Annotated in this window: 15 protein-coding genes; 5 read left to right on the top strand and 10 right to left on the bottom strand. The window is 32.0% G+C overall.

Annotated elements, in window-relative coordinates:
- Nucleotides 1–28: 28 nt before the first annotated feature.
- The 5 genes from BLP44_RS08635 to BLP44_RS08615 all read right to left on the bottom strand — a co-directional run bounded on the left by BLP44_RS08635 (nt 29) and on the right by BLP44_RS08615 (nt 4717).
- Nucleotides 29–421: a hypothetical protein gene (locus BLP44_RS08635; protein ID WP_008464102.1), complete on the bottom strand. Its 393-nt coding sequence runs from the start codon at nt 419–421 to the stop codon at nt 29–31.
- A gap of 192 nt (nt 422–613) precedes the next feature.
- Nucleotides 614–1210, bottom strand: coding sequence for a 3'-5' exonuclease (locus BLP44_RS08630; RefSeq protein WP_008464103.1), 597 nt, complete (start codon nt 1208–1210; stop codon nt 614–616).
- A 3-nt stretch (nt 1211–1213) separates the two neighbouring features.
- Nucleotides 1214–3130 carry a DUF294 nucleotidyltransferase-like domain-containing protein gene (locus BLP44_RS08625; protein WP_008464104.1) on the bottom strand — a complete coding sequence of 639 codons (1917 nt, stop codon included), beginning with the start codon at nt 3128–3130 and terminating at the stop codon, nt 1214–1216.
- 699 nt (nt 3131–3829) lie between these two features.
- A complete protein-coding gene (locus tag BLP44_RS08620; RefSeq protein ID WP_091131731.1) occupies nt 3830–4213 on the bottom strand; it encodes a hypothetical protein in 384 nt (127 codons plus the stop codon).
- Nucleotides 4214–4300: 87 nt separating this feature from the next.
- Nucleotides 4301–4717, bottom strand: a complete 417-nt coding sequence (locus tag BLP44_RS08615) for a hypothetical protein (protein ID WP_008464106.1) — start codon at nt 4715–4717, stop codon at nt 4301–4303.
- A 144-nt stretch (nt 4718–4861) separates the two neighbouring features.
- On the opposite strand from BLP44_RS08615, the gene BLP44_RS08610 reads away from it, so the two are divergent.
- A complete protein-coding gene (locus BLP44_RS08610) occupies nt 4862–6091 on the top strand; it encodes a multidrug effflux MFS transporter (RefSeq protein ID WP_091131727.1) in 1230 nt (409 codons plus the stop codon).
- Between the two features lie 132 nt (nt 6092–6223).
- Here BLP44_RS08610 and BLP44_RS08605 read toward each other — a convergent pair whose 3' ends face one another.
- The 4 genes from BLP44_RS08605 to BLP44_RS08590 form a co-directional block, all read right to left on the bottom strand.
- Complete coding sequence (locus BLP44_RS08605) at nt 6224–7489, bottom strand: NAD(P)/FAD-dependent oxidoreductase (protein WP_008464110.1); 1266 nt, start codon at nt 7487–7489, stop codon at nt 6224–6226.
- Nucleotides 7490–7569: 80 nt separating this feature from the next.
- Nucleotides 7570–8904, bottom strand: coding sequence for a DEAD/DEAH box helicase (locus BLP44_RS08600; protein WP_091131724.1), 1335 nt, complete (start codon nt 8902–8904; stop codon nt 7570–7572).
- Nucleotides 8905–9054: 150 nt separating this feature from the next.
- Nucleotides 9055–10590 (bottom strand): DEAD/DEAH box helicase, encoded by a 1536-nt coding sequence (locus tag BLP44_RS08595; protein WP_008464114.1) that lies wholly within the window; start codon nt 10588–10590, stop codon nt 9055–9057.
- Nucleotides 10591–10699: 109 nt separating this feature from the next.
- Nucleotides 10700–11233: a DUF6155 family protein gene (locus BLP44_RS08590; RefSeq protein ID WP_066034641.1), complete on the bottom strand. Its 534-nt coding sequence runs from the start codon at nt 11231–11233 to the stop codon at nt 10700–10702.
- Between the two features lie 140 nt (nt 11234–11373).
- Between BLP44_RS08590 and BLP44_RS08585 the strand changes: the two genes are divergently transcribed.
- Together BLP44_RS08585 and BLP44_RS08580 are read left to right on the top strand one after the other, a co-directional pair.
- A complete protein-coding gene (locus tag BLP44_RS08585; protein WP_008464118.1) occupies nt 11374–11667 on the top strand; it encodes a DUF3817 domain-containing protein in 294 nt (97 codons plus the stop codon).
- Nucleotides 11660–12907 (top strand): mechanosensitive ion channel family protein, encoded by a 1248-nt coding sequence (locus BLP44_RS08580; RefSeq protein ID WP_008464125.1) that lies wholly within the window; start codon nt 11660–11662, stop codon nt 12905–12907. Before BLP44_RS08585 ends, BLP44_RS08580 begins: the two co-directional genes overlap by 8 nt.
- A 210-nt stretch (nt 12908–13117) precedes the next feature.
- Here BLP44_RS08580 and BLP44_RS08575 read toward each other — a convergent pair whose 3' ends face one another.
- Entirely contained in the window at nt 13118–13537 is a 420-nt protein-coding gene (locus tag BLP44_RS08575) for a hypothetical protein (protein WP_091131719.1), read from the bottom strand.
- Nucleotides 13538–13619: 82 nt separating this feature from the next.
- Here BLP44_RS08575 and BLP44_RS08570 point away from each other — a divergent pair, with 82 nt between their 5' ends.
- Both BLP44_RS08570 and BLP44_RS08560 read left to right on the top strand, forming a co-directional pair.
- Nucleotides 13620–14027: a hypothetical protein gene (locus tag BLP44_RS08570; RefSeq protein ID WP_008464130.1), complete on the top strand. Its 408-nt coding sequence runs from the start codon at nt 13620–13622 to the stop codon at nt 14025–14027.
- A 437-nt stretch (nt 14028–14464) separates the two neighbouring features.
- Complete coding sequence (locus BLP44_RS08560; protein WP_091131712.1) at nt 14465–15040, top strand: Crp/Fnr family transcriptional regulator; 576 nt, start codon at nt 14465–14467, stop codon at nt 15038–15040.
- The last annotated feature ends 99 nt before the right edge of the window (nt 15041–15139 follow it).

Genomic DNA, 15139 nt, shown 5'->3' with positions numbered 1-15139 from the left:
TTTTTTTAAAAGAATTTTTAAAAATATATTATTGAGCAACTTTTGAATTTGCATCGTTTACAAAAATAAGTTGCTGCATGTTGCTTAAATTAGTGAGCGACAGAATTCCATTTTTGTTTTCATTTATTCCATTTATTTTAAAACAGAATTGATTACCATCTTTGTCCATTAAAGTTATAAATTCTTCTGTATCATCCGTAAAATTTTGGCAACTATGTGAAATGGTATATTTATACATTACAGCCATTCTGTCTTGGTTATAATTGTAAACTCGCCCGTCTTGCGTAAAAGTCCATTTGATACTTAGGTTTGTTTTAGAATACCAGTTTCCTAAAATTCGTTTAGAAGAAGGGTCTTGATTTTGGGCAAAAATTGCTGAAACAAAAAACAGCAATGGCAACATAAATAAAAGCTTTTTCATAGATTTTTTTAATTAAAAAATAGACTGTGTTTTTGTTTGTTTTTTGGAAATATAATTTGATATAAAATTACTGTTTTACTTAATTTGAAAAATATATGAGCTTATAATTTTGTGTTAAAGCTTAAATAAACAAAATGCCTCTTAAAAATTTAAGAGGCATTTTTAGATCATACAGAATTGATTATTTTTAATTTATTTAATTCCCAATCTAGATTTTAATTTCAAGAATAGAAGTCCAATCCTATAAGCATCTTCAGAAGAAGAATTTCTGTCGCTTTTTGGGATTTTATAAATTCCGCATAAATCATCAAGAGAAAATTGCTTGTCATTTATATCAGTCAATTTTCTGTACATTACATCTACATCTAAAGCCTCATTTTTTAGTCTTCCACAGTTTAAACGTTCCAAAGATGCATTCAACATTTCGATATCAAAATTGATATGATGTCCAACCAGAATAGAATTTCCTATAAAATTCACAAAAGCTTCAAGTGCATCAGGTTCAGGCATTTTCATCATTTTGCTTTCAATGATAAATTCATTTGAAAGCCCATTGTCTTGAAGGTATTTATATTGTAATAAAACGGTTTCAAAATTTTCTTTAATAACAATGCTGTTATCAATAACTGAAAAGGCTCCAAGTGATAATATAACATCTTTATCCGGATTTAAGCCAGAAGTTTCAGTTGACAATACAACAAACTTATTAGGTTTAGTTTCGAATTTAGTTAAATAATCTTTCCAGAAATCTGGATAGTCTTTATTGATATTTTTTAGCCAGTCTAGCATGTTTTATGAGAATTGTGTCAATTGAAATTTACTCTTAATCAGTTCCTCCAGGTCTTTCATTGGGGACAATGCATTTTTTAATTTCTCTTTGTCAGATTTTGACATTTCTCTTAAATTAATATATTGGCCAGAGTCGTCATTTTTTAATCCTTCAACAGTTCTAAATTTGGAAAGTGTCAAGAATGCTTCCGCACAGCTTAAGTATATTTCGGCATTTTTAGAATCTGTAATTGCTAATTGTTTGAATCTTAGATACGTATTTTGAATTCCTTTTATGTTGGCATTTAATATTAATAAACGTGCACCATCAATTAGCGGCATCAAAGCTCTTGTCTTGATATCAAATTTATCTTTATGTGGTCCATCTTCTTCCGTTATAAATTTCTTGAAGAAACTCAAAGGAGAATTTTTCTTTAAGGCATCATTTCCTAAAAAGTCGAAGAACAAAGTATTATTTACTGCATTTTTAAAAATTACGCTTTCTATTGCTTCTTCAATTTTTGGTTCTCCAAAAACAATTTCATAATCAAAGAAAATACTGCTCAAATCATTACTATTTTCACCTGGAGTATTCATCCAGCTATTGTATTGTTTAGTCCAGTCACTCAATGATTTACACCAAAGCATGTTGCTAGCCATGTGCCCATTTGGACAATAATCATAGCCCACTTTTTCTAGTATAGAAGTAGCGCGTTTAGCCAGTCTCAAGAAATAATCTTTTACCTCTCTGTATTTCTCTGGAGTAACGTCCTCAAAAATTAAAATGCTATCCTGATCTGTAAGCAATAATTGTTCTTTACGCCCTTGACTACCAATACTTAACCATGCAAAACGTGCAGGAGGGGAGCCTAAGTCTAAAATTGATAATTCGACCGCCCTTTTAATGATAGCTAAGTTAATCTCGCTTGCTATATTGCTAACATGTGAGATTGGGATATTTTTTTGAATCGAATTCTGAATCAAATCTGATAGACGATCGCGTATTTGTTTTAAGTCTTTTGGAAGTTGAGAACGCTTAATTTCTTTAATTAATACACCTGGGTTACTAGCTTGAGCAACAATAAGATCGTGTTCGGAAATAATTCCTTTTACAACAGATTTGCTTGTACCGTCTTTAGTAACGCATAAGTGAGTTACATTATGTTTCAGCATTAACAATTGCGCTTCAGCCAAAGACACATTTTCTAAAACCGTAACAACCGGAGAAGACATAATCTTGTCAATGGTTTCAGTAATAGGATAGCGTCCAGTTGCAATTTTTGAAGACAAATCAGCATTGGTGACAATTCCAATTGGATGATTTTTCTCGCCGCAGATTATGATATTATCTACCATAGAATCAGTCATTAAAAGTGCAACATCCTTAATTATAGATGTGGCCTGAGTTGTTAGAGGCGAATTATTATAGTTAAGTGACTGAATATATTGCATTTCTGTCTGCTGATCAATGTAATCGCTATCAGAAATTAGCTTGCCGTTAGAACCCACGCTGTCTTTGGTGTGACGTGAATTTACAGCAAAACTCTCCAAAAGAAAGTTCAATACATCAGAATTATTGGCTACAAATGGTCTAAATACGGCGATAGGAATAGCATAAATAATACTTTCCTCACGTGCTTTAGCGGTCATCATGTAGTTGTTTTTTGCAAAAAACGGACGTAAACCAAAAATATCGCCTTCGTGACATTTATTTATAATGGTTTCTTCGGCGTCTGCAATAGTCGTAAGATTAATGACACCAGAAGCTACAACATAAAAACTTTCATGAAGCGGATCGTTATTTTGAAATAATACCGCATGCTTTTCTAAATTGATGACACGAATATTCGTGGCAATATCTGATAATTCCTGGAAAGTCAGGTTATCAAACGGTTTGTATTCTTTTAAAAAATCTGCAATATGTTCAGCAACTGTATTCATATGTGTGATAATTTATTTTTAAAGTATCGAATGTAAAAATAGTAAAATAAAGTCTTACAACGAAAGGTTCTTTAGGAGAAACTAATTATTTTAAAGAAATGTTAAAAGATAATGGCAATAAGACCTGTAAAAGTTTTAATGTTTTTAAATTTTAAATATTATGATTCTGAAAATGATGTTTGATTTAGACGAAAAATAAACAATTCGAATCAAGTTTATGATTTTGCAATATTTCAATTTTTTTTGATTTTAAAATCATATAGCGCATTTATGTGGTTTGAATTTGAAAGAAAATATTCAGCCTAATAAATTACAGCAATATTCATCAAGCTAATTTTTCAATATTTGAAAATGTTTTATTTTAAAATTCATATAACGGATTTATGATCGACTTGAATTTTGAGAAATTTGTTCTAATAATCAATAGAATTATCTTAAATCAAGATAATCCAAATTTTCAATATTTGAAGAATTTTTAAAACAAAAACCATACAGCGTATTTATACGAATTTGAATTTTTAATTCTTTTAAAAAAAAATATTTATCAAATATACACCAGAAGTAAGGAAGTGAAATTTTCGATATTTGAAAGCATTTTCAAAAGAAATGCATACAGCGTATATATAGGGTGGTTTCTAAAATATTCTATTTTACATAATATAAATTATAGTTCAAAATGAAATAGCTCCGAGGAGGAGCTTATTCATATAATTTATTCAAAATCATCTCTTTTGGCACAACATCACCTCCGCCATTTTTATTGAACTGAATTACGGAATCGTTTACAAACAAAACTGCGCTAGCTGTAACTCCGTTTTTATCTTTGAGTTTTATTTGCGCTTTGTCGCCATGCGGATAAACATGTCCGGTAACTTCTAAAATTCCTGAATTTAAATCTTTGTGTTCGCTAGTAACTTCCGCAGTTCCAAAAATCTTATAATTTGACTGAGCTATCGTAATCGTAAAACTATATTCTTTCTTGCAGTCTTTGCATTTTTGGCTTCCCCAAGTTCCTGAGAATTTGTTTTGCTGCGAGAATGCTTGCATGGAAATTAAAAATGCCAGGAAAAGAAATTTTTTCATTGTAGTTTGTGTTATTAAAATCTGAACCAAATATAAATCAAAAAAGCATCACAAGTTTGCGATGCTTTTTCTAAAGTTTTCTCAAATCTATAATTTTTTTAAATAAACCGATTTCCCATTTAGTGATACGTCAACTTGATTTGTTTTTTCGTTAAACGTAGTTCGCAAAGCATTTCCGTTAAAAATAGTAACGTCGCCGTACACATGACCAGCCTCACTAGATGTATAATCAAATTTCACTTTTTTGTTTCCTGGCTCAATGCCTAATTTATAACTTGAAAATTTTGTGCCTCTTAAGTCAAAATCCTGTTGCGAATCGATAATTTTCCCGTCAGCGTAAAAATTCGTCACCGATTTGCTTAAGGTAATATCCGGATAATATTGGTTTACTTTTTTTAAGAGTTCGTATTGTTCAATACTAGCTTCTTCTTGTTTAGATGTAATGGTCTGTGCAAACGTAATTGATGTGCATAAAATTGCAGCTAGTAAAAGGTACTTTTTCATAATTTCTAATTTAAAGATTAATAAACAGTTACACTAAATAATGTTGGCAATTACTTTAATTTATTGTTATAAACTTTTTCAAGTTATACTACAAGGTATGAAATCTTTACCTTTGCAAAAAATTATAAGCCACTTTTTAAGATAATGACAACAAAAAAATATATTCAGCTCATTCTGATATTGGGCTCTTTAACTGCTCTTGGTCCTTTTTCAATCGATATGTATCTGCCTGGTTTTTCGGGAATTGCAAAAGATTTAAATACCACGGTTGCTAAAGTTTCGATGAGTTTATCCAGTTATTTCATCGGAATTTCTGCTGGACAATTGCTTTATGGACCTTTATTAGATCGTTTTGGACGTAAAAAACCTCTGTTTGTTGGCCTTTTGATCTACATTTTAGCGTCTTTAGGATGTATTTATGTTGCAGATATTGATGCTTTTATAATGCTTCGTTTTGTTCAAGCTATTGGTAGCTGTGCCGCAACCGTAGCTTCAGTAGCAATGGTTCGTGATTTATTTCCTGTAAAAGATATTCCCAAGGTGTTTTCGCTTTTAATGCTTGTTGTCGGACTTTCTCCAATGCTCGCACCAACCATTGGCGGTTATGTTACTGAAGATCTGGGCTGGCACGCTGTCTTTTTTATACTAATGTGTATGGGAATCGTGATTTTGTCTGCTTCACAATTTGGACTTCCAAACACTTACAAACCAGACACTTCTATTTCATTAAAACCAAAACCGATTCTGTCTAATTTTCTTCTGGTAATAAAAGAACCTCAATTTTATACGTATGCATTTACAGGCGCTGTCGCTTTTTCAGGATTATTTTCTTATGTAGCGGCTTCTCCTCTGGTATTTATGGATATTTATAAAGTTGATGCTAAAACTTATGGATGGATTTTCGCGCTTATGTCTGTTAGTTTTATTGGATCTAGCCAGTTGAATTCTATGCTGTTAAAGCGATTTTCCAGCGAACAGATGATTTTTGGAGCTTTGATTTCTCAATCTGTTATAAGTATAATATTCCTGATTTTGGCTTTAAATAACCTTTTAGGATTGTATCAAACTATCGGAATGTTATTCTTGTTTTTGGCATGTTTAGGAATTTCAAATCCCAATACTGCGGGATTAACGTTGGCTCCTTTTGCTAAGAATACCGGAAGTGCTTCTGCATTAATGGGTGCCATTCAGCTTGGAATCGGTGCTTTGGCTTCGTTTGCGGTTGGTGTTTTTGTAAAAGATTCTGTAACGCCAATGGTTGCCATTATGACGACTACAACTATAACCGCATTTATAATTTTAAATATTGGTAAACGATTTATAAAAGAGAAAGTTGAACTATCAGATAGTGATGATGTTATGATTGGTCATTAAAAGGTTTAAATTTCAAAAAAGAAATTCCAAATTCCAAAACTTCAATAATTTAAATATAAAAAGCCAAAATCAAAAGATTTTGGCTTTTCTATAAATTGGAATTTGGAATTTAAAAAATTGGAATTTTAAACTCTAATTCTGTGTCTTTTTATCTGGTCTAATAATCATTCTAAGCGATTGATCTTTTGCAAAATAGGCTACCATCCAGTTCCAGAATGTATTTAATCTGTTTCTGTAAGTGATTAGAGAAATTAAGTGAATAAACAGCCAGATAATCCAAGCAAAGAAGCCTTTAAAATGCCATTTTGGACTTGGCAAATCTACAACAGCTTTTGCTTTTCCGATAATGGCCATCGATCCTTTGTCCTTGTAAGCAAAAGGTTTAAGTGGCTTATTAGCAACCATGGCTTTGAAGTTTTTAGCCAGATTTAAACCTTGCTGAATAGCTACTTGTGCAACCTGCGGATGACCATCAGGGAAATTTTTATCTCCTGCTAAAATTGCAGTGTCACCTATGGCATAAATATTATCTACGCCATTCACTTTGTTAAATTCATCAGTTGCCATACGTCGGCCGCGTCCGTAACTTTCTTTTGGAATTCCTTCGAATATTTTGGCAGAAACACCGGCGGCCCAAATTAAGTTTTTGGTTTTGATGGTTTCTCCATTTTCAAAAACTACAGTGTCGTCAACATAATCTACAACTTTAGTGTTTAATTTAACCACAACCCCAAGTTTTGTCAAAGCCTCTAAAGTATCTTTTTGAGAATCTTTGCTCATTGGCGCCAAAAGTGCATCGCCACCATCAACCAAATAAACATTGCTGGCAGAGGTATCTAATTCTGGGTATTCTTTCAAAAGAATATTTTTCCTCATTTCGGCAAACATTCCAGAAACCTCTACTCCTGTTGGCCCCCCTCCTGCCACAACAATTGTAAGTAATTTACGTCTTTTTCGCATATCCTTACAAATGGCAGCTTTTTCAAGGTTTTTAAGCAATGTATTACGCATTACGATGGCATCATTTAAGGTTTTCATCGGGATAGCGTTTTTCATCACGTTTTCCATACCAAAATAACTCGTCTCTGCTCCAGTTGCAAAAACAAGGTAATCGTATTCTAGTTCTCCGTTACTTAGAGTGATTTTCTTTTCGGCAGGAGAAACTGATAATAATTCGCCTAAACGAAACTGCAGATTTTTCTTGCCAGCAAAGAATTTTCTGAACGGATAGCTAATGCTTGATGGCTCTAAAAATGCCGTAGCAACCTGATATATAAGTGGTGGAAAAAAATTATAATTATTCTTGTCTACAAGAGTTACTTGTATTTGAGGCTGATTTACAAGCTCTTTTGCCAGATTGATTCCTGCAAATCCACCTCCAATAATGACTATTTTCATATATGTTGTATTAAGTAGGATTATAAAATTATTCCTTATAAATATACAACTTTAATATGCAATGACAATTGTCATATTTATTACTTTTTGAATTTTTTAACGGTTTTATCAACTATATCGATTTTGTTCTGTAGTACATAACTTGCCATTAATTTCTCGATAAGTTCGTCTTTAGTCAAATGATGAAAAACAGTTTTTACTTTCGTTTTTAAATCTGAAGAAAGCTCGTGATTTGGTTTTGTTTTAAAGATTTGTCTTGCCCACAAAAGCATATTATTTTCTTCTACACTTGCTGCAGAAGGTTTTTTGAATTCTGAAAATTGAATTCCCAATTCTCTTTCAAAATCAGCAATTTCAAAAACTTCTTCTTGCTGTAAAACGGTCAACGAAAGTCCTTTTGCTCCTGCCCTTGCGGTTCTTCCGCTTCGGTGAACGTAATTTTCGTAAGTGTCAGGCAAATGATAATTAATTACATAAGAGATTTCTTTTACATCGATTCCTCTTGCTGCCAAATCTGTTGCAACCAAAATATTGATATGTCCTTCACGAAATTGTTCCATAATTCGGTCACGAATACCTTGTGTCAAACTTCCGTGAAGCGCGCCTGAAGAAAATTTATTGATTGCTAGATTTTTGGCTAATTTGTTAACAGCAGCTTTCGTTTTACAGAAAATAATACCTCTTTCACCGTCTCTAGAATTCAAGAAATGCATTAAAACTTCTAGTTTTTCAATCGGATCAACCACAATATATTCGTGATCAATTCCTTCGTTTCCAACAGTTTCCATGTTGGCACTTATCTGAATTACATTTTTATGCAAATAATTTTGAATTAGCTGTTTTATCGTTCCAGGAAGTGTTGCCGAGAATAATAAAGTGCGATGTTTTTTTGGAATTTCAGCAATAATTTGGTCTAAACTTTCTTTAAGAATCGCTACCATTTCATCAGCTTCGTCCAAAACCAAATACTCAGTTTGTTTTAAATCGATTGCTTTTCGTAGAATCAAATCGATTAAACGTCCTGGAGTTGCCACTACAATTTGAGCGCCTTCTTTTAATCGTTCAATTTGCGGTTTTATTGGAGTTCCTCCGCAAATTTGAGCTATAGATATATTGGGAATATATTTTGAAAAAGTTTCTAAGTTTCTAAAAATCTGCTGGCCTAATTCTCTGGTCGGAACCAAAATTACAGCTTGAATTATTGTCGATTCTGTATTGACCAATTGCAATAAAGGCAATCCGAAAGCGGCCGTTTTTCCTGTTCCTGTTTTGGCTAAACCAACAATATCATGGGTTTCGCTCAAAAATAACGGAATTGTTTTTTGTTGAATTTCTGTAGGTTCAACAATGTTTAATTTGCTTAAAGCTTTTAAAATTGGAGCTGAAATTCCTAATGTTGAGAATGGTTTAGACATAATTATTTTAGATTTTTGAGTTCTGATTTTAGATTTGATGCAGATTACTCAATATTTGAATGTTTTTTTGGAATGACTTGAAAATAAAAATCTTTGCCAAAGTTTTAAACTTTGACAAAGATCATATAATTTTTGTATTAATTGAAATTATCAATCTGGTTCGTTCATGATTTTCTCACGATACTTTTTACCGATTAATAAAGTTAATCTTTGTTTGTAATCGTCAACTAGCCATTCGCGGTAGTTTTTACTGCATTGGCTTAAACATTTAGAATAACGTTTAATACGATCTTCAATATCATCTTCTAATTCTCTCGCAAGCATTTTTGCTTCCTGAAGTGTTTCAGTATTATCAACGCACATCGAAGCATGCTGATCTAGAGATTTATCTAAAACTACTTTAGAACGAAGATTCTGTTTGATGATTAATTTGTGTTCTTCATCTACATCAAAACTAACATCGGCAGTTTTACTGAATTTCGCACGCAATTCTGGTGGCATGCTGTATTTAAAGAACATTTCAATTTCGTGGTCATCGCGAAGATTTTCCAAGTAAAATTCTGGAGATTTAAAAATATGCTGCCAGTTTACAGGATCACTCCATAAACCAAAACGAGCGGCGTTGTTTCCTAAATCGATAACTGTAAACTCATCTTTTCCAGGCAATTTACGAGAACCACGACCAATCATTTGGAAATACAAAGTCAACGATTTTGTTGCTCTATTCAAAATAATCGTCTCTACAGTTGGTTCGTCAAAACCAGTTGTCAAAATTCCGACAGAAGTTAAAATCGCGTCTGGAGTTTTTTTAAACCATTGCAGAATGTCTTTACGCTCTTCAGAACTACTTGTGTTATCTAAGTGTCTGATATCGTAACCTGCTTCTCTAAAAGTTTCATATACATATAAAGAAGTATGAATACCATTGTTGAAAATCAAGGTTTTCTTTCCTAAAGAACGTTCTGTATACGCATGAAGCAGTTTTTCCTGCATCAAAGTATTGGTATACAAATCGTCTGAAGATTTTACAGTATAATCACCATTGATACCCACTTTTAACGAAGTCAAACCAACATCGTAGCTGTAAGTTGTTGCTTTTGCCAAGAATCCTTTTTCGATTAATGAACCAATTGTATCACCAACAATAAGTTCGTGGTAGCTTTGGTGCATTGGCAATTTTATATTAGAACTCAAAGGTGTTGCTGTTACTCCAAGGATAAAAGCATTTTTAAATGAGTTTAATAATTTTCTAAATGAGTTGTAGTGTGCCTCATCAATAATAACCAAACCAATATTGTCTAGATGAAGTTTTTCATCATTGATACGGTTTTTTAAAGTTTCAACCATTGCCACAAAACATGAAAAATCATTCTGGTCTGGCAATTCTTTTACTTTACTATTGATTATTTTGTTTGTAACGCCAAAACCTGTCAACATTTTTGAAGTTTGTTTACAAAGTTCAATACGGTGCGTCAAAACCACCACTTTTTTATCGTTATTAGACAAATAGCGGCGTACGATTTCAGAAAATATTACTGTTTTTCCTCCTCCAGTTGGAAGCTGATACAGTAAGTGGTGTTTCGGAGGAGCATTATCTAAACGGTCAAAAATAGCGTCAATATCGCCTTTTTGGTATGCATACAGTTCTTTTTTATCTTCTCTTTGTATTTCTAAAGTTTGAGACATTGTTTATTTTTGGATTTTTGCAAAAATACATCGAAAAAACAGTTATTCATCCTCTTTTAACGTAAAATAAATATTTTTTTTGAATAAAGATTTTTTATGAGAAAGGGTTTTAGTAGTCGATTTTCTCTAAAATTGCCTCAAAATCGTATCTATTTTTCCATTTTTGATTTAAAGTTTCCTCCAAAATAGCATTAATTCGCAATTTAAAATCAGTAAAAATTCCGTTTGAAACAATATAATTTACCGCCTGCTCAAAAGAATTAAAGATGCTTTTGTAAAATAATTCCTGTTTGATGAAATTCTGCGAAGAAAACGTTTGCGCAATTTCAATATTATAAAGCATAATGTCAGCCACTACATACGAGTCTACGCCCAACATAATAAAATGTTTAATTAGTTTTTGAGCAACAGATCTTCTCATTTTGGCTTTCGGACGCCATTTTGCTCCAGGTTTTTTGATTGGGAAATATTCGTGCGAGATTTTGACTTTTGCCTCCTGAAGCAATTTGTCTTCTTTCGGGTTAAAAACAAAGTCATAATACACTTTTACGGGAGCAAATTTCTCGTACAATTCTATCAATTGTTCTTCCAACTGCTCTTTTGATAATTCGCCTAAATATTTTTTCAAATCTCTTTTACTCATAGAGTAAAGATAATTTTCAAAATTTTAAATTCCAAATTCCAATTTTCAGCCCATCGGATTGATTTAATTTGTGAGTTTTAAATTCTAAAATCAATCCAGAATCCTTAATTTTGCTGGCATAAAACTTAAAAAATATATACATGCTCAAGATTTTCAAAGTTACTGCCATTTTAGAGGGAATCTCTTATTTAGTATTATTTGCTAATATGTTAATTATCAAAAACAATAATCCTGAACTTTACCATACATTATTACGTCCGTTAGGAATGACACACGGTGTTTTATTTATCGGATACATTCTTTTAGCCTTTTTATTGAAAAAATCAATGAATTGGGATTTAAAAACTTTTGCAATCATTTTAGTGGCTTCTCTTATTCCGTTTGGAACTTTTTACATTGAGAAAAAATATTTAGAAACTAAAGCAAATGCATAAGTTTTTGGAGAAAATATTTAATTTTTTATATCCTGTTTTTAGAGATTGGGGAATGAGCCGCAACGTGGCGTCTTATACCAGCTTGATCTTTAACATCGCTATTTTAATAGCACTTGCTTATGTAATTTATTACGCCGCCAAATTTATTTTAGTCACTTTGACCGCTATTTTCGCTCAGCGAACTAAAACTAAATTTGACGATTATTTAATTCAAAATAAAACCACTAGATATACCGCTTATTTAATTCCGTTTTTCTTTATTTACAAAGCCGTTCCCGTTATTCTGGATAAATACGAATATTGGGAATCCATGTTTGGAAAAATAGTCGGCATCTATATTGTATTACTCGGATTATGGATTGTTAGAACTGTTTTTAATTCGTTACGTGATTATTTAAAACAAAAACCAGAATACAGCGACAAACCAATTGACAGCTTTGTTCAGGTTATTATGATCGTGCTTTGGATTTTTGGAGTTGCCATGATTATTTCTACTTTATTCGGAATTAAGAAAGGAGAACTTTTAACTATTCTAGGAACACTTTCGGCAATTATCATCTTGATTTTCAGAGATACGATTCTTGGATTTGTTTCTAGTGTTCAGGTTGCCATAAACGATATGGTTCGTATTGGCGACTGGATTACAATGGATAAATTTGGAGCTGACGGAGATGTTATCGAAATCAATTTGACAACTGTAAAAGTTCGAAATTTTGATAACACCATAACCACAATTCCAACCTATGCTTTAAGTTCAGATTCTTTTCAGAACTGGCGCGGAATGCAGAAATCTGAAGGGAGACGTATCAAAAGACATATTTTGATTAAAAGCAGCACCATTCGTTTTTTAAATGATGAAGATTTGCGTCAATTGCGAAAAGTACAGCTCATCACTTCTTATATTGACAGCCGTCAAGCGGAAATTGACCGATACAATGATCTTAGAGGAATTGATAAAACGCTTTCGCTAAATGGCCGAAACATGACCAATTTAGGATTGTTTAGAAAATACATCATTCAATATTTGACTGATCATCCCGGATTAAATAAAAATATGCACATCATATGCCGACAGTTGCAATCGACGGCACATGGAGTTCCGTTGGAGATTTACGTATTTTCAAGTGACAAGCGTTGGGCAAACTACGAATATATCATGGCCGATATTTTTGATCACGTAATGGCGTCAGTAAGATATTTTGATCTTGAAATTTTTGAATTACCGTCGAGTATTGGTTAGATTTTTAACCGCAAAGTTCGCAAAGATTTACGCAAGGTTCGCAAAGTTTTTTAGACAAAGCTTTGCGAACTTTGCGTTTTTAGTAAGTCTAACTTATAAAAGAACTTTGCGTGCATTGCGGTAAAATACACAAAGTAATTCAAGTTTGGAATTTGGACCCGAGCGATAGCGAATAGGCGAAGTAATTTAAAATTTGGAATTTTATAATATTTACTTCTCCTCTATCCTTTCAAAAAGAAACTCTGGATTATTATACTCAATAGGAACTTCTGGAACATAACACGGAAGATTGAAATACGTTCCGATAACTCCTTTTCCTAAATAAAGCTTGCCATCTTTCTTTAAAAGCGTCAAAGGGACTCTTTTCCATCCGCCCCCAAAAGAAATATAATGGAAATCGCCTCTCAGCGTATCGCCTCTAAAGTCACCTCTCACGTCGCCAGAATCTTTTCCGGTTCCGTAATGTGAAATTTCGTAGCGTCCATAAAAACGTTTGTCATTTATGTGAATGTCCAAAACCGCTGTATCTTTATTATTTACAGCGCGATATAATTGACGGTTATATTTTTCTTTATCTTCTTTCGAATTGCAAGAAGCTAATAATAAGCATACAAACAGAAATAATCGCATAATTTATTTTTAGAAAAACAAAAATAGGTTTTTACTGTGGGATTATTTCTTTAACTTTAAAGAAAACTAAAAACAAACCCCAATGGAAGATAGAGACACTTTTTTAAAAGAATTCAGAGGCGAAACTTTAGGAACCGTAAGTGCTCAATCTTCAGCCGATGAGATCTTTCAAAACCAGACCATCAGGCCGATTTTAAAACTTCAAAACGACTTGTTCATTGCCGTTTTTATCAATTACGTAAACAAAAACAAACCCGATTTTTATTCTTATTCGGTTGAAAAGAAATTGCAGACAATCGAGAATTCTATTCAAAAAGACATTAAATTCAGAAATTCATTAAAAGGAATCGTAATGGCGCTTTTTACAGTAGATGAATACAATACTTATATTAAAAATTCTTCTGATCTAAATAAAAGAATGATGAATTTATTAATTGACCGATTGAAAAATCAGGTGCAATTGTTTGAAGTGGAATCGGATTCTAAATAACAATAATGACTAAAGCATACCATTATCTGTACTTTCGTACTTATGAAATTATTTCGGAAACAAATAAGACTTCGGCTGAATCTTCAACTGCAAGATTTTTGTCTATTCTTTTTTTTATAAACATATTGACTTTATATTCTTTATTTTTTCAGTCATTTAATGATATTACTTTTTACAGTTTTAGCGCTTTTGGAATAGTTGCATCAATTTTAAATTTAAAATATTTTGATGATGCTAAGCATAAATTTATTCTTTATGAATTTAAAGATTTAAAAATAAATAGGATTTACATAATGCTTGTTGACAGCTATCCATATCTCTCTTTCATACTTTTATTTAACTCACTGGATATTGGATTTTATGCGATTTATTATTTTATTGGAATAGTAATTTTGATAAAAGCTGTAACCTATTTTTGGAACTTATAATTTGAAAATATGTTCAATCAATTCCGAAATAAATTCCCTTTAACTGATGAGAAATGGAACGAATATATTGGTTATTTCAGCCGTCTTGAAGTTACTGCAAAAACTACGCTTTTAGAAGAAGGCGAAGTTTCAAAGAAACTTTATATCATAGAAAAAGGCTGTATTCGGGTTTGGTTTAACAATAACGGAAAAGATCTGACTACGCAATTCTTTTTCGAAAATCAGAGCGTTGCTTCTATCGAAAGTTTTATGAAGAAACTTCCAAGTCCAACAAATATAGAAACAATTGAGCCTTCAATTTTGTGGTGGATTCATAAAAACGATTTGGATAAAATTCTCGAAGAAATCAAAGAAATACCAGAATTAAGGGATAGTCTAATTAATATGCTTTTTGAGCGTACTTTTAATTATATGAAATATTTTGTTTCGTTCATAAAAAATTCTCCTGTAGAGCGATATACTAACTTAATTAAAGAAAGACCTCAAATCATAATGCGTGTTCCGCAACATTATATCGCTTCTTATTTAGGAATAACTACTGTACATTTAAGCAGACTAAAAAGCAAATTAGCAAATAAAAAATAGTTGAAAAGCCAAACTTAAATTAGCTTATATAACTTTATATTATTTAAAGAAAATTTGATAACAAATGTTATCGTTTGCCCATATACGACTTTATAATTT

Origin of the sequence: Flavobacterium anhuiense, assembly GCF_900101855.1 — a bacterium.
In the GTDB taxonomy this organism is placed as follows: Bacteria; Bacteroidota; Bacteroidia; order Flavobacteriales; family Flavobacteriaceae; genus Flavobacterium; species Flavobacterium anhuiense.
This window is presented reverse-complemented; position numbering and strand designations above follow the sequence as displayed.